The sequence below is a fragment of the Rhodococcus erythropolis NBRC 15567 genome (assembly GCF_001552595.1).
Taxonomy (GTDB): domain Bacteria; phylum Actinomycetota; class Actinomycetes; order Mycobacteriales; family Mycobacteriaceae; genus Rhodococcus_F; species Rhodococcus_F erythropolis.
Genome location: NZ_BCRM01000011.1, coordinates 145,597 through 164,405 on the forward strand (window position 1 = coordinate 145,597; position 18,809 = coordinate 164,405).

Consider the following 18,809-nt stretch of genomic DNA (forward strand, 5'->3'; position numbering starts at 1 on the left):
GAACAGCTGAAACTGCCCTCACACTCGTCGAGAGTGTGAGGGCAGTTTCTTTGTGTGTACGGGTCGTCGGTTCACCACTTGGTGGGCGCGCCGCCGGTGTCGAAGTCACCCGCAGTCTTGCGAAGTTCAGTGAGGATCGTCACCAATTGCTCGAGCTTGTCCTGCTGGAGTCCGGGGTGTGCGAACACTTTGCTGTTGAGCATTTCAGTGGCTTCGAGGGCCAGAGCGCGACCCGCGTCGGAGATCTCGATGAGCGTCGCACGTCGATCGCTGGGATGCGGGACCCGTCTGACCAGCTCCGCTTTCTCCAAACGGTCGACGGCATTGGTGACGCTGGTGGGGTGAACCTGGAGTCGGGCACTTGCCTTGGCCATCGGGAGGGCGCCCGACCTGGTGAAGGTGAGAAGCGTCAGCAGTTCGTAGCGGGCGAAGGTCAGCCCGAGAGGCTTGAGTACCTCTTCGACCCGCGCCATCATGATCTGTTGCGCACGCATCACCGACGTGACCGCAGCCATACCGTCGGCGACATCGCTCCAACCGTGCTTCGTCCACTGACGATGCGCCTCTTCGATGGGGTCGAGGGGGAGCGGCGCGGGGGGAGACATAAGTTCGATCATCCCATGCTGGCAAGCGGTCGGGTGCCTTGTCTGATTGTGTGTCGCAGCCGCTTACGTCTGTAGAGTCCCACGGGTGATTTCAATCCTCGTAGCGGGTGGCGTCTCGTTGTTCGTCGCGCTCTTCCTGACTCCGTTTCTCATTCGTGTGCTTTCGCGGCAGGGGCTCGGGCACGAGATTCGGATCGAGGGTCCGCAGAGTCATCAGGGCAAGCGTGGCACCCCGTCGATGGGCGGCATCGCGATCATCGCCGGCATGTGGGCGGGCTACCTGGCGGCACACATCATCGGTTTCGGCTCGCGGCTACCGCGGTTGTCTGCATCCGGTTGGCTGGTTCTCGCGCTCGCCACGTCACTGGGAATCGTCGGCTTTCTCGACGACTTCATCAAGATCCGCAAGAAGCGCAATCTCGGGCTGAACAAGACGGCAAAGACCGTCGGTCAGCTGGCGAGCGCCATCATCTTCGGCATTCTGTTCCTGCAGTTCTCCAACAACAACGGAGTCACCCCCGGAAGCCAGTACCTGTCCCATGTGCGAGATATCTCGGTGTTCTCCATGGGTGCCATCGGCTTTGTGGTCTTCTTCTGCATTCTGGTGTTCGCCTGGTCCAACGCCGTCAATTTCACCGACGGTCTCGATGGTCTCGCGGCCGGCTCGATGGGCATGATCCTGGGGACCTACGTCGTCATCGCCGGTTGGCAGTACCGGAACTCATGTGTCCTTGAGCCTGCCGCCGGTTGCTACGACGTTCGTGACCCCCTGGATCTCGCGATCGTCGCTGCCGCCGCAGGCGGGGCGTGCCTCGGCTTCCTCTGGTGGAATGCCGCCCCGGCTCAGATCTTCATGGGTGACACCGGCTCCTTGGCGCTGGGCGGCCTGGTGGTCGGCCTGTCCGTCACGACGCACACCGAGTTGCTAATGGTCATCATCGGCGCCCTGTTCGTGGCTGAGATCCTGTCGGTGATCATCCAGGTTCTGGTCTTCCGATCGTCCGGCCGACGCGTATTCAAGATGGCCCCGATCCATCATCACTTCGAGTTACTCGGTTGGCCGGAAACCGTCGTGATCGCAAGATTCTGGATCTTCGTCGCGATCTCGTGCGTCCTGGGACTTGCCACCTTCTACAGCGAGTGGTTCTCCGCTGCCGGTTAGACCGATTCACTCTTTCGGGTCGTATCACTCTTTCGGGTCGTAGCCAGAAGAGCGACCAGACCGAGCGACACACACGCCGTCATCGTGACGGCCAGGGCTGTGCTCGTGTTTCCCAGCAGGCCGACGGCCGGCGCGATGGCCGCACCGACGCCGAACTGGAATGCACCGAGCATTGCCGCGGCAGTACCGGCCGCTTCGCCGTGACGAGCGAGCGCCAGTGCCGGGGCGTTGGGAAGAACGAACCCGATGGCACCGGCCATGACCCACAGTGCGATCACGAATCCGGCGAGCCCGCCCAGTTCCAGGACCGCGACGGCAATGACGACGGCCCCGGAGACAACTGCAGCCACGAGGGCCCACTTGGTGATCTGCTGAGGAGTCCAGCGATCGAGCAGTCGGACGTTGACCTGCGAAGCACCGATCAACGCAATCGCGCCCGCACTGAAGAGCAGCGCGAACTCCTGCTGATTGAGGCCGTACTGATCTTGATAGACAAACGACGCGCCTGAGACATACGCGAACAACGACGCCATACCGACGCTGGAGACGAGCGTCAGGACCATGAACGTGCGGTCGCCGAGCAGCGAACCGTAGGTGCGGAGAACCGACTTCAATCCGCTCGGGCGACGCTTTTCCTTCGGCAGTGTTTCGGACAGTCCGAAAGCACCGATCATCGCCGTGCCGACGCCGATCAGTGCCAGGACGACGAAGATCCCGCGCCAGTCGAGGGCGACGAGGAGGGCGCCACCGATGCTGGGCGCCAGGATCGGCGCAACGCCGAGCACGAGCATCAGCCGGCTCATCACGACGGCAACGGTGTTACCGCTGTAGAGGTCGCGGACGATCGCCATGGTGACCACTGCCGCGGCCGCCGCGCCCATGCCCTGGAAAACCCGCAGGATGCCGAGGACCGCGATGCTCGGTGCGAAGACCGCCAGCAGCGAAGCCAGGATGTGCACACCGATCCCGGCGAGCAGCGGCTTCTTGCGGCCGAGAGTGTCCGAGAGCGGCCCGACCAACAGCTGTCCGAGTGCGAGGCCGATGAGAGTTCCGGTGATCGTCAGCTGAACCGTTGACGACGAGACCCCGAGATCGGCGCCGATATCCGGCAGCGCGGGCAGGTACATGTCGATGGTGAAGGGCCCGAGCGCAGTCATGGAACCGAGGGCAAGAATCTTCCCGACGCTGGGCTTACGGTCGACACTGCTCATTTCCAGCGGGGCTGCCTCCAAGGGCGGAGCTGCCTTCACGGGCGGGGCAACGGCGGTGTTCTCGGCACTCATGAAACCTTCTGGGTTGTCTGGGTCTGGCGAACTGCTCGGTCGTTCGGGCGAAATTCGTATGATCTGCGCCCGCCGAGGGAGTCAGCATCGAGACTGACCGATTTGTTCCCGAAGGGCTCGCAGTTTTCCCAGAGACTGGAACGGCGGGTGGGATCGCACTCGAATCATGCTGAGCGGAACTGTGGTTCGACGCCGTGACTCAGGGCAGAGTTACTCACTGACGCGGGTGTGGCTGAGTGGCTAGGCACCGGCCTGCAAAGCCGTTCACACGGGTTCGAGTCCCGTCATCCGCTCGTGTCGGAGACCGGCAGGCATACCGCCTGCCGGTCTTCCTTGTGAGGTCCCGGTTCACGGGGTCGGCTGCGATAGTCTGGGCTGCCGGAGCGAGCGGACCATATGAGTGAGGCACTGAATTGATTTCGGGACAGGACCTGCGATCACGGCGCTTGGACGTGGGGATCAGTCAGTTCCAGTTCGCCCGTCAAGCGGGAGTCTCGTCAGCCGTCGTCTCCGCGTGGGAACTCGACAAGGCGTATCCGAAGCCACCGGCGGAACGAGCAGTTCTCACGGCCCTCTCCGCGCTGGAAGCGGCCAAGCGTGAGGGTACGTACGCGGCACCCCGGAAGCGATCGAGCGGCAGTACCCGTGCGCGTCGAGTGACACCGGTCAACGACCCCGCCTCGGTGGCCAGGCGTGCCGTCGCGGGGGCAGGAAGCGGCGGCCCCACCGTATTGACAGCGTTCTCGGGTTGTGGCGGTATGGCCGAAGGCTTTCGGATGGCGGGGTTTTCGGTGGAGGGATACATCGAAGTCGTGCCGGAGGCGCGTGCGACCTTCGATCGGAACTTCCCCGGCGCGAGGTGCCTCGGCGAGGACCTTCGGGCGATCGACGAAGCCCGGGTGAAAGATCTTCTGGCACAAGTGGACATCGATGTGTTGGCTGGGGGACCGCCGTGTCAGGGGTTCAGCCTCGCCGGCCGGCGAGACCGCGACGATCCGCGCAACCATCTCTTCCGGAACCTGCTGCAGCTCGCCGAATTGGTGAAGCCGAAGGTCTTGGTGATGGAAAACGTGCGACTGCTGCTCAGCATGAAGGACCCGGACGGTGGGATGGTCGTCGACCGGATTCTCGGCGAGATGGCTGCCTGCGGTTACGACGCGTCGGTCAACACGGTCAATGCGCAGGATTACGGCGTCCCGCAGTTCCGGGAACGAGTGTTCATCGTGGCGACCCGCCGCGACAGTAGTATCGGGCCGCTGCGTTTTCCGCCGAAGACTCACGGCGTGAATGGTGTTGCGCCGCTGAGGACTTTTCGCGATGCCACCGTCGACCTGGCCCCGCTGGAATCCGGGCAGGCTTGCGAGACGGACCCGCTGCACTGGGCCGTCGAGCATCCCGAGCACGTCTTGCGGTGGCTGCGTGATGTACCAGAAGGAATGTCGGCGCACGACAACGAAGATCCGGCCATGCGACCGTCGTCCGGGTACAACACGACGTACAAGCGCCTCCGGTGGGACGAGCCGGCGTCCACGGTCGGAACCACTTTCGGGATGATCTCGGCTTCACGCAACGTGCATCCGAAACACACGCGATCGTTGACCGTTCGAGAAGCTGCTCGCCTCCAGACCTTTCCCGACGACTACGTCTTCGAGGGTAAGTGGGGAGCGGTGCGCACGATGATCGGCAATGCGGTGCCGCCGCAGCTGGCGTCGGTACTGGCAGGAGAGATCAAGAAGGCACTCGGCTGAGATAGAGCACCTACGGAAAATGGGGCCGACAATGTCGGCCCCATTTCGAGTTACGCCCTGGCAGGGGTGTGGTGCAAGCGAATCAGCTGAGGTTGAGCTTGGCGATCAACGGCTGGACGACCTTGATGATGTCGATGACGGCGCTGAGGGTGTTGATGGAACCCATGTTTCGGTCCTCCGTGTCGTATGTACAGGTTTGTATGTACAAGGTTGTGTCTGCGTGGTGTTTCTGTACGACCTTGTGTCGCAGACACAAGTTAGCAAACTGGACGCTTGTTTTGGTCGAAATGACCACTTTGCGCTGAAGTTGCTGAAAAGTTCACGGATTGTTCAGGAGCGGAAACAAAAAACAGGCCGGACTCCCCGAAGTCCGGCCTGTCGATGACGCTTTGCGATCAGCTGAATGCCGAAAGTGCGCTGATGAGGCCGATGCCCGCAACTGCGACCTTGAGGACACTCAAGACGTCTTCGAGCTTGACACCCTCGGGCAATACGTTTTCGACAGACTCCATGTTGGATCCTTCATGTGTTGGGGTCGTGGTCCAGCGCCACTGCAAGCAAGATACCCAATCGTGACCACCTGTGAAACCCCGGCGCGAAGATCACAGTTTTGTTGCGCCGGACTCACTGGCCGTCGCAGCCATGGTGGCCGCCACTATTTGTTCCACGCTGATGCCCGCCGCCGGTAGGCAGTGGTAGAAAATTCGTTCGCAGAGGTCGACCATCTCGCCTCGTTCGAGGGTCGGCTCGTCGATCCAGTTGACGACTATTTCCTCCATGAATGCCTGCCACCCGGCGATGGTCGCCTCGACGGTCGCATTCGATTCGATGCCCAGATTTGTGAGCGCGGCGACGATCCATGTGGTGAACGTTCGGCGCATCCCGCGATAGATCGTGCGCATCCGGACGTCGCCACTGCCGGCCATCCGCATCACGGCGAGGTAAATGGTGGGGTGCTCGATAACGGCATCGACGAAAGTTTCGATACCTGAACGCAGCTGGGACGTGATCGGTAGTTCGGGATCCGGTCGCATTCGATCTTCGAGATCGGCCGAGGCAGCCTCGAGGATGGCGTTCTGGAAACCCTTCTTGTTCTTGAAGTAGTGAAACAGCAGTGGCGGCGAGACACCGGCCTCGGCTGCGACGCGATCCATCGACAGTTGGTCGAAAGGCTCGGTCCGCAACATGTGTACTGCTACCTCGAGGATTTGCCTCTGACGGTCTTCGGGGGAGCGGGGGACTGCGGCCATTCCGACATCTTATGTATTGGTTCGGAAGGTTCATTGACTTTTACTCAACGCTGTCTATAACGTGAGGTAACACATACGTGAGGCGAGGAGTCCGACAGTGTCTGCTTTCGACATCGTGGTCAACGACGGGTTGTGGTTCGACGGGACGGGGGCTCCTGGTCTGCGTCGAAATCTCGGAATTCGAGACGGCGTGGTCGCGGAGGTGTCCACGACGCGCCTGGAGATCGGGCCGGACACCGAGGTGATCGACGCGGCCGGCAAGTGGGTTCTCCCGGGCTTTGTCGACGTCCACACGCACTACGACGCCGAAGCCTTGGTCAGTCCAGGCCTTCCGGAATCGGTTCGCCACGGCGTCACTACGGTCGTGCTCGGCAATTGCTCGCTGTCGACGGTGTATTCGACCCCGCGTGAGATAGCTGACCTGTTCAGCCGGGTCGAAGCAGTTCCCCACGACGCGGTGCTGCGCATCCTCGAAGCGAACAAGACCTGGACCGGTCCCGCGGCCTACACCGCCGCACTCGAAGCCCTTCCCCTCGGACCCAATGTCGCGGCATTCATCGGCCACTCCGACATCCGCACGCACGTACTCGGATTGGGGCGCGGCACCGACAAGAAGGTCAAGCCGACCCGCTCGGAACTCGGCCGGATGGGCTCGATGCTCGAGGACGCCATCGATGCGGGGATGCTAGGCCTGTCGTCGATGACCAATGCCCTCGACAAGATCGACGGCGACGAATACCGTTCTCGCTCTTTGCCGTCGACGTATGCACGGTGGAAAGAGTTCCGATTCCTCAACCGCATCCTTCGTGATCGCGGAAAGATCTTGCAGAGCGCTCCGACCATCAACCTGCATCCGAACGTCGCGGCGTTCTTCGCCGAAAGCTCCGCCATCGGACGCAAGAAGCCGCTCAAGACGTCGCTGCTCTCCGGTGCGGATTCGAAGGCCTACCCGGTGATCGTGTACTTCATGCTCGCTGCGGCCCCACTGCTCAATCGCTTCGCGAAGACCGATTTCAAGTGGCAGCACCTTCCGGTTCCCTTCACCGTCTACGCGGATGGAATTGACCTCGTCGTGTTCGAGGAGTTCGGTGCCGGCGCCGCCGCTTTACATCTCAAGGACCAGGTGGAGCGCAACGAACTGCTCCAGGACGAGTCGTACCGTCGCGCATTCCGTAAGGACTACGACAACAAGTTCTCACCCCGCATCTGGCATCGCAATTTCTACGATGCGGTCATCGTGGGATGCCCGGACGAGACGTTGATCGGCAAGAACTTCGGTCAGGTCGGTGACATCCGCGGAGTGCACCCGGTGGACGCGTACCTCGACCTGGTGGTGAAGTACGGGCGAGATCTTCGCTGGCGCACCACCATTGCCAATCACCGGCCCAAGTTCGCGAAGAAACTCGCCGCGAGTTCCGGTGTGCAGATGGGCTTCGGCGATGCCGGCGCACATCTGCGCAACATGGCGTTCTACAACTACCCGGTGCGACTCCTCAAGCGCGTCAAGGACGCTCAGAGTGACCGCAAGCCGTTCCTCACCATCGAGCGCGCAATCCACCGCCTGACCGGTGAACTGGCGGACTGGTACGGCATCGACGCCGGACATCTACGCCAGGGCGACCGCGCGGACTTCGTTGTCATCGATCCAGCCGGGCTCGACGAGTCGGTCGACGGCTTGTTCGAGGCAACCGTTCCCGAGTACGGCGGGATCAGTCGAATGGTCAACCGCAGCGACGATGCGGCCGTCGCGACAGTGATCAACGGCCGACTCGTCTACCGCGAAGGTGAATTCGCCCCGGGATTCGGCATCGAAAAGACAGGCCAGTTCCTGCGCGCAGGTGAAAAGGCTCCGATTACACGGGCCGCGAAGACTAGCGTGGCGCTATGACTACGCCGGCGGATCGCCTCACCTCGTACTCCCGGTCCGGGCTGACTTTCGACGTACGCGACGAAGGACCGGCAGACGGTCCGGTCGTGGTCCTCCTGCACGGATTTCCGCAGGATTCCCGCTCATGGGATCACCTCGCGCCGTTACTGCACGCCCGCGGCTTCCGCACCGTGGCGCCGGACCAGCGAGGGTACTCACCCGGTGCCCGGCCGAAAGCGCGCTGGGCCTACCGCGGGTCCGAACTCGCCGCCGACACTGTCGCGCTGATCGACACACTCGGTGTGGGGAAGGTGCACCTGGTCGGCCACGACTGGGGTGCCGCGGTCGCGTGGCAGGTGGCTGCCGAACGGCCGGATTTGCTCGATACCGTTACCACGGTGTCGGTTCCGCACCCGCTGGCCTTCATCAACGCGATGGTGACCAGCACTCAGGGACTGAAATCGTGGTACATGGGGGCGTTCCAATTACCCTTCGTTCCTGAGAAGATTCTGGCCTCGTCATCGCTGGGCGAGAAGTTCCTGGTCTCGAGTGGGCAGACGCCGGAGAATGCGCGGCGCGATCTGAACGCCATGCTCGCTCCCGGCAGACTGCGCGGCGGTCTGAACTGGTACCGCGCGATGTGGATGACCAAGCCGAACCCGGCAGCTGCCCGGGTCACCGTGCCGACCCTGCACGTCTGGAGTGACGGCGACGCCGCCATCGGGCCCAAGGGTTCTGCCCTCACTCCCGCGTTTGTCGACGGTCCGTATCGGTTCGAAGTTCTCCGGGGTGTGAGCCACTGGATTCCCGACGAGGCGCCGACGGAGTTGGACCGGTTGCTCAGCGAGCATTTCAGCAGCTGACCGAGTTGCGTACTGAAGCCCCCGCCGTCCGGCGGGGGCTTCAGTCGTCAGCGAGGTCGTCGACCAGCGGTGGTCAGCGAGTTCCGAATCGCTCCTCCACCTGTTCCTTCGTCAGGCCGAACTCCTCGAGCGTGTACTTGTGCGACGGTTTGCGAGCACCCGAGCGGCTTTCCTCGTGCATGGCCTCCATCGACTGCTGGGCGGTAGATGTCAACGGGATGTCGAAGTGCGTGTAGATGTTCTCGACGGTTCCCAGTGGATCGGTGACGAAGTCCTGATAGTCGACGTCGATGAACTGCGCGGGATTGTGGTGTGCGCGTGCACTGTCGAACTGCTCGAGCCCCCTGGCCCACAATTCGAGCTGACTTTCGCCGATCACCTTGTCGGTGAACGTGTTCGACCAACCCTCTGTCGCCTGGGCGGCCAGGCTGCATACCGACGGAATGATCGTCGTAGGGGAGCGGTGAGTCTGGATGACGAGAGCGTCGGGGTACGCCTCCATCAATTCGTCGAGCGCAAACAGGTGGCTCGGGTTCTTGAGGACCCACCGTCGATCCTGATCGGGCAGACCGATCAGCTGCAGGTTCTTCTTGTGTCGTGCATAGGCGTTCGACCACTCCTGGTCCTTCAGCCATGCGGAGTACGTGGGTAGATTCGCCAGGCACTCGTACGACACGGACTTGAACGTCTGACGCAAGAGTTGCCAACATTCTTCGACTTCACTGGCCGACATGTAGTGCACGCCCATGAATTCGGGATGCTCGACGTGGTGTTGACCGAATGTCTCCTCGATCTTGGCGAAGACCGGGTTCGATTCCCACGTATCGCGAGGCGGGCGAGGCTGAGGGAACTCGGTCAGCCACATCTCGAGGCCCTGGTGAGCCGGGTCGACCGTGAGGAGGCGGTGCAAGGCAGTGGTGCCCGTGCGTGGCAATCCGGTGACGAAGATCGGCCGCTCGATCTTGACGTCGGCGTGTTCCGGATGCTCCTTCCACGCCGATTCGCTGAGGAGACGGGCCACCAGGGCGCCGCGAAGGAATACCCGAGAGATCTTGCTGCCGAAGGGCGTCAGATCCTCGTCGCGGTCGTAAGACTCGAGGAGGACCGACAGAGCCTCGGTGTAATCGTCGACGCCGAAGTCCGTCAGGCCGGTCATCCGCGTCGCCGAGGCATGGAGATCCTCGACGGTGCCGACGTGAGTGCGTTCAGTCATGGTGCTCCTAGTGATGGAATTCGCCGCAGTTGACGTCGATGCATTGGCCGGTGATCGCGCTGGCCATCGGGGACGCCAGGAAGATCGCCGCATCGGATACTTCATCCGTCGTCGGCAGGCGCTTGAGGTCGGTGTTCGACGCAGTGTGCTCGTAGATCTGCTCGACAGTCATGCCGAACTTCTCCGCCTGGTGCGCGAAGTATCCCTTGAGGGTGTCGCCCCAGATATAGCCGGGTGCAATCGAATTGACACGAATTCCCTGCGGGCCGAGTTCGGTGGCCAGGGACTGCGACATGGCGAGCAGGGCCGACTTCGCCATCTTGTAGCTGCCGTAACGCTCTTGCGAATGCCGCAACACCATCGAATTGATGTTCACCACGGAGCCGTCCGACTCGGCAAGTGCCGGCGTGAACAGCTGAGTCAGGCGCAACGCCCCGAGAACGGTCAGTTCGATGCTGTCGCGGATGTGCTGGTAATCGGTGCGAGCCAACGGTTTCATCGACGGAATCGAGAATGCATTGTTGATCAGAGTGTCCACTTTGCCGTAGGCGGCAATGGACTCGGCCACCAGATTCTCGGCGGAAGCCTGGTCGGTGATGTCGGTGGCAACGGTGACGGCGCGCCCACCGGCATCGACTATTTCTTTCGCAACGTCGTCGAGTCGCGATTGCGTACGTGCTGCGAGAACAAGACTCGCGCCGGCCGACGCACATCGAAGGGCCAGAGCGCGGCCGAGTGCCGGGCCGACTCCGGAGATGACTACTACACGGTCTTCGAGCAAGGCGGTCATGATTACCCCAGCATTCGGTTGTCGATGGCGGCCTGGCGCTGGGCAATGCGCGCTGCCCAGTCCTCGGCGGTGATGGTGTTGGTGTCGAAATGCGGCAGGTGCTTCGCAATATCTGCGACGGCGACAATTTCGACGGCGGGACCGTCCTGCGGCGTCAGCTCGCGGGACACGCGCTGCCAACGGAACTGCAGAATGCCGCGCGGATGTCCGACGGTTTCGATCCAGTTGGTGACACCGGGGTTCTTCTCGCTGACCACCATTCGGACCATCCCGTCCGGATCGACCTGTGCCTGGCCGTTGTTGAGGGAGGTCTGATGATTGACGTAGTCCAGTGAGATGTACCAGAGGCTCCCCAGTTGGAAGCCGAGATACGGTGCGTCGGAGGCGGGAACGGTGATGATCATCGCCTGCTCGTCGGTGAGTTCGTAATGTCCCACCGACGAGTACTGCGTTGCCAGCCCGCCCGGTGTCAGGCGTGGTTCGGTCATGGTGTTGACCGTGAGCTTGAGGTAGAACCACTCCGGGAACTGGAGCCACGTCTTGACCCGCGTGACCAGTGCCTTCCCAGCCCGGGCGTAACGCTTCTCGGTCTCTTCGGCGGTGAGAGGTGGCGGCGCTATCCCGATCGAATCGGTGCGCTCGATGCGGATCACGCCGCGCTGCTGACTCCAGTCGCTGTAGACCTCGCGAACGACCAGCTGCGAGGATCCGGGCGCCAGGGTGTAGTAGTTGGCTCGTCCGTCGGCGGGGCCGGGGCCGAACCAAGCGACGAAGTTGCCGTCGTCGTCTATCTCCAGCTCGCGGTCGTCGAAGGCGATTTCGCTGCCGGGAACGTTCGAGTTGGTGTAGTTCCCACTCAACACCTGGAAGCTGAGATCGGCTGTGGTGCCGCGCTTTCCGGTGACCTTGTATTCCTTGTCGTCGTTGATACGGGCGCCGAAGTAGAGGGTGTCCGGGTTGTCGAGACCCATCTTGGTGAATGGTCCGGTGCCCTGGATGAAACTCGGATGGGTCTTTTCGCTGGCCCAGGCGGCATGCGTCGTCGCGATGATTCCGCCGGCCAGATATTGGTATCCCTCCAGTAGATCCTGTTCGGATCTGATGTGCGGCGCAGTCTCGATCAATTTCTCGGCTTCGGCGATCGCCTCGGCAAACGGGTCCGTCAGCACGCTGGCTCCTCACAGTTCCGACTATGTCGCCGGTCCAGAGCGTCGTGGTACAAATATGTACCTATTTGGTAGATGTTGGGTATTTCGACAATAGAACGCGTTCTAGGGAGTGGTCAATGGGTGGACCGGAGAAGACGCCTGAAGCAGCACGCCAGAGGGGGAGACAATCGCCTCCCACCGAACGGGTGGTTCAGGTGCTCGACTACCTCGTCGGCCGCCCTGATCAGCGGTTCGGGCTGTCGGAACTGGCCCGCGCGCTCGAGATCAGCAAGCCCACCTGCTTGGGAATCCTCACGGCGCTGGCTGATCGTGGATACCTGACTCGGGACGAGGTGTCGAAGACCTATGGGCTCGGTCCGGCCTTGATCGCGGCCGGACGTGCAGCTCAGCGAGGATTTGCCGTCGGACCCATTGCCCGCACCCATCTGGAGAAAGTGAGCACGGAGTTCGGAACGACGTGCACGGCGTCCGGTGTGATCGGTGATCAGATCAGCGTTCTCGAAGTGACCGGACCGATCGGAGCGCGTCGCGCTGCCAAGGTCGGTCAGGTGTACCCGTTCGCACCACCGGTCGGACTGATGTACGTCCTCTGGGGTTCGGATCACGACATGGACAGTTGGCTGGGCAAAGAGCCGAGCCTGCCGGTGCGCTTGGATCGCGAGCGTCTGTGGAACGTGGTCCGCGAGTGTCGCGCTGCGGGGTATCTGGTCGAGAGTCTGGATCCAGTCGGGCAGCGACTGCACACGTTGATGGCGGGCGTTGCGACGCACGATCTTCCGCCGGAGGTGCGTGAACTGCTCGGGGAGATGGTGTCGAGCCTGGGCGAGAGGGTGTATCTCGGGCGCGACATCAGCTCTGACGACGAGCATCCCGTCAGTCTCATCGCGGCCCCGACCTACGACGCCGAAGGGCATCAGGCCCTTGTGCTGACACTTTATGTGGGCGGGGCGATCACCGGCGCCGAGATCGAGCGAAGGGCCGCGGCGTTGGTTGCGGCGGCGGATGCGGTGACGGCGGAAGTTGGTGGCCGGAGTCCGGTTCGCGGTTTGTGACGTCTGATTGCCGGTCATTGACCTTTGGGTAGAACGAGTTCTATTCTGTGATTGCGTTCAATTTAGAACCAGTCCGGTACATAAATGTACCGATGCGGAAATGGTGTTCCGCACGGAGTACGTGATGCTCAGGAGCGAAAGACATGGCAACACTCCAGACCCCGCCCACCTACGAGTTGTCGCATTTGCGGGCACTCGAAGCGGAGGCGGTCCATATTTTCCGCGAAGTCGCAGCGACTTTCGAAAAGCCGGTCCTCCTGTTCTCCGGAGGTAAGGATTCCGTCGTGATGCTGCACGTAGCGGCCAAGGCATTCTGGCCTGCTCCATTGCCGTTCGCCGTGATGCACGTTGACACCGGTCACAATTTCGACGAGGTGATCGAGTTCCGCGACCGCACGGTCGATCGCTTCAACCTGCGTCTTGTCGTCTCCAGTGTGCAGGACGACATCGACGCCGGACGCGTCATCGAGGACACCGGAGTCGGTTCCAGTCGCAATCGCCTGCAGACGCACGCGTTGCTGCGCGGAATTCGCGACAACAAGTTCGACGCCGTGTTCGGTGGTGCTCGCCGAGACGAGGAGAAGGCGCGCGCCAAAGAGAGGGTGTTCAGCTTCCGGGACGAGTTCGGGCAGTGGGATCCCAAGGTGCAGCGACCTGAACTGTGGAACCTGTACAACGGCAAACACCGTAAGGGTGAACACATTCGGATCTTCCCGCTCTCCAACTGGACAGAGCTCGATATCTGGCAGTACATCGAGAAGGAACGGATCGACCTTCCCGGCATCTACTACGCCCATCGTCGCGAAGTTGTTCCGCGCGACGGAATGTTGTTGGCACGCACCCGCTTCCTCGAACTTCGTGCCGGCGAGGAGTCCTACGAGGCGTTGGTGCGCTTCCGTACGGTCGGCGACGCAACTTGTACCGGATGCGTCGAATCGTCGGCCGAAACACCGGCCGCTGTCGTGGAAGAAGTTGCGGCGAGCCGTATCACGGAGCGTGGCGCAACCAGAGCTGATGACCGGATTTCCGAAGCTGGCATGGAAGATCGTAAGAAAGAGGGGTACTTCTGATGCCGCAACTGCTGAGAGTCGCTACAGCGGGCAGTGTCGACGACGGAAAATCGACACTCATCGGCCGGTTGCTCTACGACTCCAAGTCGATCTTCGAGGACCAACTCGAGGCCGTGGAGCGAAGCAGTCGAGAACGCGGCGACGAGTACGCCAACCTCGCGCTACTGACCGACGGATTGCGCGCCGAGCGTGAACAGGGCATAACGATCGACGTGGCCCACAGGTATTTCGCGACCCCTCACCGGAAGTTCATCATCGCGGACACACCCGGGCACGAGCAGTACACCCGCAACATGGTGACCGGCGCTTCGACGGCCGACCTTGCCCTGATCCTGGTGGATGCACGCAAGGGTGTGCTCGAACAGACGCGACGGCACGCTTTCTTGTCGACTCTCCTGGGGATACCCCACCTCGTGCTGTGTGTGAACAAAATGGACCTCGTGGGCTGGTCTCAGGAACGGTTCGAGGAGATCAAGGAAGAATTCCGGCAATTCGCGATCAAACTGGACGTCCACGATCTGACGTTCATTCCGGTGTCGGCGCTGTTGGGGGACAACATCGTTGCCCGGACCGAGAACATGTCCTGGTACGACGGGCCTTCTCTGCTGCACCATCTCGAGCAGGTACACATCGCTTCGGATCGCAACTTGATCGACGCGCGTTTCCCGGTGCAGTACGTGATCCGTCCGCAGAAGCAAACGGATGCCGACCTCCACGATTTCCGTGGATACGCCGGAACGGTGGCCAGTGGCGTCTTCAAACCCGGCGACGAAATCGTGGCATTACCTTCAGGATTCACCTCGACGGTGAAGGCAGTCCACGGGCCGGGCGGTGACGTGATCGACGAGGCGTTTGCGCCCTCGGCCGTCTGCATCGAGCTGGCCGACGATCTCGACGTCAGCCGCGGGGACCAATTGTGTCGGCTCAACAACCGGCCGCAGGTCGGGCAGGAAATCGATGCGATGGTCTGTTGGTTGACTGAACAGACCACCCTGTCGGAGAACAACCGCTACTCGTTGCTGCACACCACGCGCTCCACGAAAGCGCAGATCGTCAAGCTCGACTATCGCCTGGACGTGAATTCTCTGCACCGCGACGAGAAGGCAGAATCTCTGTCCCTCAACGAGATCGGTCGCATCTCGATCAAGACGCAGCAGCCGTTGATGTTCGATCCCTACCGCCGCAATCGGGTGACGGGCAGCTTCATTCTCGTGGACGAGACCACGGGTAATACCGTCGCGGCCGGAATGATCAACGGTCCGACACTCAAGGAATCGCGCGTCGTCTGGCACAGTGCGGAGGTTTCTCGTGAGGAACGTGCGACTGCCGGCGCCACCGTCTGGCTCACCGGTCTCTCGGCCTCGGGTAAGTCGACGATCGCGGTGGAACTCGAACGCCGCTTGGTGGCCGCGGGTATCCCGGCGTACCGCCTCGACGGCGACAACCTCCGGCACGGATTGAACGCGGATCTGGGATTCAGTGCCGAGGACCGAGCCGAGAACGTCCGCCGAGTCGGCTCGGTGGCGCAGTTGTTCGCTGATTCAGGTGCAGTGGCAGTGGCCTGCCTGATCAGCCCGTACCGCGAAGATCGTGATCGAGTGCGGGCGGCGCACGAGGCCGCCGGGCTGAAGTTCGTCGAGGTTTACGTCGACACCCCGATCGAGCAATGTGAAGCCCGAGACCCCAAGGGTATGTACGCCAAGGCCAGGGCCGGGGAAATCAAGGGTTTCACCGGAGTCGACGATCCGTACGAGGCTCCAGTCAGTGCCGAGCTGGTGATCAGACCCGAAGACGGAACGCCTACCGAACTTGCGCTGCGAATTATGGAAGTGTTGGACCGGTGAGCGAATCCACACACAGCAGAATCGCCGACGAGGCACTCGCGGCGGAATTGGCGCAGGCCGCTGGTGCGATCCTCCTGGGGATCCGAGCCGAGGGCCTGGGTGTCGACGACGGTCGTGAGCTTGGTCGCCGGGGCGACAAGGCCGCCGATTCCTACATCCTCGACCGGTTGGCCGCCGAGCGGCCGGAGGATTCCGTGCTCTCGGAGGAGTCTGCCGATGATCGCAATCGTCTGGACGCATCCCGGGTTTGGATCATCGATCCGCTGGACGGCTCCAAGGAATACGGCTTGCCGGATCACGCGGATTGGGCAGTGCACGTGGCGCTTTGGGAGCGCGGTAGCGGAATTACCGCAGCCGCGGTTGCTCAGCCGGCGCTCGGAGCGGTGTACTCCAGTGGCGACGAGGCCGATTCGGTTCCCGCGAATTCGCCGCTCCGCGTAGTAGTCAGCGGATCGCGACCGCCCGCATTCACCGAGGCGGTGGCAGCCGAACTCGGCGCCGACGTGGTGCACATGGGATCGGCCGGCGCCAAGGCGATGGCGGTCGTGCGAGGCGAGGTCGACGCCTACCTGCATGCCGGTGGGCAGTGGGAATGGGATTCGGCCGCACCCGTCGGCGTCGGACAGGCGGCCGGGCTGCATTGCAGCCGCATCGACGGTTCGCCGCTGCTCTACAACGAATCTCACCCCTACCTTCCGGATCTCGTGATCTGCCGACCGGAGTTGGCTGAGTCGATCCTGGGTGCAATTGCCAAGCACTCCACGGAGTCTGCGGTCAGTGGGCGCGTCGCCATGGCGCGTGAATACGTGAACGCATTGCTCACTCACGACGCAACGAAGGTCCGATTCGCAGCTGACGCCTGGCGGGTCGAGAACGGTCAGCGAACCGGTGACACCGGCGCGTTCATCAGCAACGAGCTCGAACAGGGGCAGCAATATCGCGGAATCGTGGCGATACGTGAACTCGCGCTGCGTGAGTGGGGCGAGAGCGTCGTCGCGCGGTATCTGCTCGACCTCGGAACACCTGGCCAGGCACCGGCCGTCACAGTTTTCGTCACCGAGTACTTCGGGATACCGGCAGGCGAGATCGAAAGCATCCTGGCAATCATCGAACCCTACGAAAACGATTCGAAAGAGGCTGGAACACAATGACATCGGACAAGCTGATCACCGATTTCTGCGCGCTGTGGGCGGCCGCCGATGTTGCAAAGATCGTCGACTACTTCACCGATGACGTCGTTTATCACAACATTCCGATGGAGCCCGTGGTCGGTCGCGAGGCCGTCCGGGCGTTCATCGAGCAGTTTGTCGGTGCCTTCGGCAACATCGACTTTCAGATCAAGCGTCAGGTCGCGGACGGCAACACCGTCATGAACGAGCGCGTCGACGTCTTCACCATCAACGGCGCCGAGGTAGCGCTCCCGGTCATGGGGGTATTCGAAGTCGAGGACGGAAAGATCAAAGCCTGGCGCGACTATTTCGACATGGCACCGATCAACGCGGCAGCCGGCCAGGCCTGATCGGGGCGGCTACTCCGCGATAACAGCGTGCGGGTAGTCCTCCGAGCGGTGCTGGAAACGCGTAATGGCGGGATTCACGATGACGCCGTCACGGATTTCGATGGCGCGGTCGACGGTCTCGTCTGCCTTCCAGGCCGTCTCTCCTGCCATCACAGTGGGCAGGTAGGGAAGAAGTGATTCGCTGATCTCCCACGACGCGGAGTTCCACAGGTACGACGGGCTGTGATCGACGCCGTAGTAAGTGATGTTGTCGCCGACGATGAAGGTCGGATCCGCGAACGAGGTTGGACGAGCCCAGCTGAACCCCATGCCTTCGTCGCACGAGACGTCGACGATGAGGCTTCCCGGTTGGAAGTCCATGAGATCTTCCTCGGTCAGGAACGTCAGCGGGGCATCCGTGTTCTGCAGTACGCAGTTGACGACGATGTCGTGCTCGGCCAGGAAGCCCGGTACCGGCACGCTGTGGTTGTCGAGCATGACGTGGCTGCCGCGGACATCGCCGTTGTTGTTGTCGAACGAGACCATTCGCGCCGAGTGGATGGGGGAGCTGACGGCGGTGACGCCGCGCTGAGTCAGTACGTCCACTTCGTGGATACCGTGCGCCTTGAGTGCAGTGACAGCGCCGCGTGCAGTGGCACCGAAACCGATCACGGCAGCAGTGAGACGGCGGCCGTAGTCTCCGGTGGAACCGATCAACTGCAGGGCGTGCAGTACCGAGCAATAGCCGGCCAACTCGTTGTTCTTGTGGAACACATGCAGATTGAACGATCCGTCGCTGTGCCAGAAGTTCATCGCTTCGAAGGCGATGAGAGTCAGTTTCTTGTCGATCGCGATCTGTGTCAGCTCGGTGTCCTGGACACAGTGCGGCCAGCCCCAGAGAACCTGACCCGACCGTAGTTCGGCGAGGTCACGCACCAACGGCTTCGGTAGCAGAACCACATCGGTTTCCGCCAAAATCTGCTTGCGCGTGCGGATTCCGGCCACCAGACGCGAGAGGTAGTCGTCGGAGTAGCCGAAGGGGTGGCCGTAACCCTCTTCGAGGTAGATCCGAGAACGTAGTTCGGCATCGATGCGATCGAAATGCGCAGGATGGATCGGCAACCGGCGTTCTGCCGGTTTGCTCGACTGTCCGATGACTCCAAGGGTGCGTGCGTTGTTCAATTGTGTATCTCTCGATAGGAGCAGGTAGAGATGTCAGGCAGGCGCCTGAGGGACGAGCAGAAGCCGCAGGAACGCTGGCAGATTGCCTCGGCCAGGATCGCGTGAAGGCGTGCCGGCTGCGCTGCTGTCGATCGCCGACGGCAACAGAAAGGCGCGCCGGTATGTGCTCAGTCTAGTCCTGAACGGTCCTCGCCCGGCGGCCGGGCGAGGTGC

The 18,809-nt window shown here is 62.1% G+C and carries 17 protein-coding genes and 1 tRNA gene; 10 read left to right on the plus strand and 8 right to left on the minus strand.

Features of this window, described 5'->3' with window-relative positions; translation table 11 throughout:
• Positions 1 to 71: 71 nt before the first annotated feature.
• Positions 72 to 605, minus strand: coding sequence for a MarR family winged helix-turn-helix transcriptional regulator (locus RE4_RS16950; RefSeq protein WP_020970065.1), 534 nt, complete (start codon positions 603 to 605; stop codon positions 72 to 74).
• 85 nt (positions 606 to 690) lie between these two features.
• Here RE4_RS16950 and mraY point away from each other — a divergent pair, with 85 nt between their 5' ends.
• Complete coding sequence (mraY, locus tag RE4_RS16955; RefSeq protein ID WP_003941316.1) at positions 691 to 1,767, plus strand: phospho-N-acetylmuramoyl-pentapeptide-transferase; 1,077 nt, start codon at positions 691 to 693, stop codon at positions 1,765 to 1,767.
• Here the strand turns inward: mraY and RE4_RS16960 are convergent.
• Positions 1,764 to 3,050: a multidrug effflux MFS transporter gene (locus RE4_RS16960; protein WP_021334280.1), complete on the minus strand. Its 1,287-nt coding sequence runs from the start codon at positions 3,048 to 3,050 to the stop codon at positions 1,764 to 1,766. The genes mraY and RE4_RS16960 overlap by 4 nt on opposite strands.
• Before the next feature lie 222 nt (positions 3,051 to 3,272).
• Here RE4_RS16960 and RE4_RS16965 point away from each other — a divergent pair.
• Together RE4_RS16965 and RE4_RS16970 are read left to right on the plus strand one after the other, a co-directional pair.
• Positions 3,273 to 3,343: transfer RNA gene (locus RE4_RS16965), tRNA-Cys, on the plus strand.
• Between the two features lie 159 nt (positions 3,344 to 3,502).
• Complete coding sequence (locus RE4_RS16970; protein WP_060939008.1) at positions 3,503 to 4,798, plus strand: DNA cytosine methyltransferase; 1,296 nt, start codon at positions 3,503 to 3,505, stop codon at positions 4,796 to 4,798.
• A gap of 82 nt (positions 4,799 to 4,880) precedes the next feature.
• Here RE4_RS16970 and RE4_RS31610 read toward each other — a convergent pair whose 3' ends face one another.
• Together RE4_RS31610 and RE4_RS16975 are read right to left on the minus strand one after the other, a co-directional pair.
• A complete protein-coding gene (locus RE4_RS31610) occupies positions 4,881 to 5,006 on the minus strand; it encodes a hypothetical protein (RefSeq protein WP_255246884.1) in 126 nt (41 codons plus the stop codon).
• A gap of 394 nt (positions 5,007 to 5,400) precedes the next feature.
• The gene (locus RE4_RS16975) at positions 5,401 to 6,048 is read right to left on the minus strand and encodes a TetR/AcrR family transcriptional regulator (protein WP_019749202.1); all 648 of its coding nucleotides are present in this window, start codon (positions 6,046 to 6,048) and stop codon (positions 5,401 to 5,403) included.
• Positions 6,049 to 6,145: 97 nt separating this feature from the next.
• Here RE4_RS16975 and RE4_RS16980 point away from each other — a divergent pair, with 97 nt between their 5' ends.
• Complete coding sequence (locus tag RE4_RS16980) at positions 6,146 to 7,936, plus strand: N-acyl-D-amino-acid deacylase family protein (RefSeq protein ID WP_020970060.1); 1,791 nt, start codon at positions 6,146 to 6,148, stop codon at positions 7,934 to 7,936.
• Positions 7,933 to 8,778, plus strand: a complete 846-nt coding sequence (locus RE4_RS16985; RefSeq protein WP_060939009.1) for an alpha/beta fold hydrolase — start codon at positions 7,933 to 7,935, stop codon at positions 8,776 to 8,778. The genes RE4_RS16980 and RE4_RS16985 overlap by 4 nt, the downstream gene beginning before the upstream one ends.
• Positions 8,779 to 8,851: 73 nt before the next feature.
• On the opposite strand, the gene RE4_RS16990 is transcribed toward RE4_RS16985, so the two are convergent.
• From RE4_RS16990 to RE4_RS17000, 3 genes are read right to left on the minus strand one after another with little or no spacing between them, the layout of a single operon-like run.
• Positions 8,852 to 9,991: a sulfotransferase family protein gene (locus tag RE4_RS16990; RefSeq protein ID WP_020908307.1), complete on the minus strand. Its 1,140-nt coding sequence runs from the start codon at positions 9,989 to 9,991 to the stop codon at positions 8,852 to 8,854.
• Between the two features lie 7 nt (positions 9,992 to 9,998).
• Positions 9,999 to 10,781, minus strand: a complete 783-nt coding sequence (locus RE4_RS16995) for an SDR family oxidoreductase (protein WP_007726165.1) — start codon at positions 10,779 to 10,781, stop codon at positions 9,999 to 10,001.
• Positions 10,782 to 10,783: 2 nt separating this feature from the next.
• Positions 10,784 to 11,950 carry a hypothetical protein gene (locus tag RE4_RS17000; RefSeq protein ID WP_021344867.1) on the minus strand — a complete coding sequence of 389 codons (1,167 nt, stop codon included), beginning with the start codon at positions 11,948 to 11,950 and terminating at the stop codon, positions 10,784 to 10,786.
• A 116-nt stretch (positions 11,951 to 12,066) separates the two neighbouring features.
• Here RE4_RS17000 and RE4_RS17005 point away from each other — a divergent pair, with 116 nt between their 5' ends.
• The 5 genes from RE4_RS17005 to RE4_RS17025 all read left to right on the plus strand — a co-directional run bounded on the left by RE4_RS17005 (position 12,067) and on the right by RE4_RS17025 (position 17,435).
• Entirely contained in the window at positions 12,067 to 13,002 is a 936-nt protein-coding gene (locus RE4_RS17005) for a helix-turn-helix domain-containing protein (protein ID WP_060939010.1), read from the plus strand.
• 143 nt (positions 13,003 to 13,145) lie between these two features.
• Positions 13,146 to 14,072 (plus strand): sulfate adenylyltransferase subunit CysD, encoded by a 927-nt coding sequence (cysD, locus tag RE4_RS17010; protein ID WP_060939011.1) that lies wholly within the window; start codon positions 13,146 to 13,148, stop codon positions 14,070 to 14,072.
• Positions 14,072 to 15,916 (plus strand): adenylyl-sulfate kinase, encoded by a 1,845-nt coding sequence (gene cysC / locus RE4_RS17015; RefSeq protein ID WP_060939012.1) that lies wholly within the window; start codon positions 14,072 to 14,074, stop codon positions 15,914 to 15,916. Before cysD ends, cysC begins: the two co-directional genes overlap by 1 nt.
• The gene (locus tag RE4_RS17020) at positions 15,913 to 17,067 is read left to right on the plus strand and encodes a 3'(2'),5'-bisphosphate nucleotidase CysQ (RefSeq protein ID WP_060939013.1); all 1,155 of its coding nucleotides are present in this window, start codon (positions 15,913 to 15,915) and stop codon (positions 17,065 to 17,067) included. The genes cysC and RE4_RS17020 overlap by 4 nt, the downstream gene beginning before the upstream one ends.
• On the plus strand, positions 17,064 to 17,435 hold the full coding sequence (locus RE4_RS17025) for a nuclear transport factor 2 family protein (protein WP_042952314.1): 372 nt from the start codon (positions 17,064 to 17,066) through the stop codon (positions 17,433 to 17,435). Before RE4_RS17020 ends, RE4_RS17025 begins: the two co-directional genes overlap by 4 nt.
• A 9-nt stretch (positions 17,436 to 17,444) precedes the next feature.
• Here the strand turns inward: RE4_RS17025 and RE4_RS17030 are convergent, their stop codons facing one another.
• Positions 17,445 to 18,596 (minus strand): N(5)-(carboxyethyl)ornithine synthase, encoded by a 1,152-nt coding sequence (locus tag RE4_RS17030; protein ID WP_060939014.1) that lies wholly within the window; start codon positions 18,594 to 18,596, stop codon positions 17,445 to 17,447.
• Positions 18,597 to 18,809: the final 213 nt, after the last annotated feature.

Bases quoted from the DNA above. Each gene is read 5' to 3' on its own strand.
- RE4_RS16950 (WP_020970065.1), bottom strand. From the start codon at position 605: ATGTCTCCCCCCGCGCCGCTCCCCCTCGACCCCATCGAAGAGGCGCAT.
- RE4_RS16960 (WP_021334280.1), bottom strand. From the start codon at position 3,050: ATGAGTGCCGAGAACACCGCCGTTGCCCCGCCCGTGAAGGCAGCTCCG.
- RE4_RS16975 (WP_019749202.1), bottom strand. From the start codon at position 6,048: ATGGCCGCAGTCCCCCGCTCCCCCGAAGACCGTCAGAGGCAAATCCTC.
- RE4_RS16985 (WP_060939009.1), top strand. From the start codon at position 7,933: ATGACTACGCCGGCGGATCGCCTCACCTCGTACTCCCGGTCCGGGCTG.
- RE4_RS16990 (WP_020908307.1), bottom strand. From the start codon at position 9,991: ATGACTGAACGCACTCACGTCGGCACCGTCGAGGATCTCCATGCCTCG.
- RE4_RS16995 (WP_007726165.1), bottom strand. From the start codon at position 10,781: ATGACCGCCTTGCTCGAAGACCGTGTAGTAGTCATCTCCGGAGTCGGC.
- RE4_RS17005 (WP_060939010.1), top strand. From the start codon at position 12,067: ATGGGTGGACCGGAGAAGACGCCTGAAGCAGCACGCCAGAGGGGGAGA.
- cysD (WP_060939011.1), top strand. From the start codon at position 13,146: ATGGCAACACTCCAGACCCCGCCCACCTACGAGTTGTCGCATTTGCGG.
- cysC (WP_060939012.1), top strand. From the start codon at position 14,072: ATGCCGCAACTGCTGAGAGTCGCTACAGCGGGCAGTGTCGACGACGGA.
- RE4_RS17025 (WP_042952314.1), top strand. From the start codon at position 17,064: ATGACATCGGACAAGCTGATCACCGATTTCTGCGCGCTGTGGGCGGCC.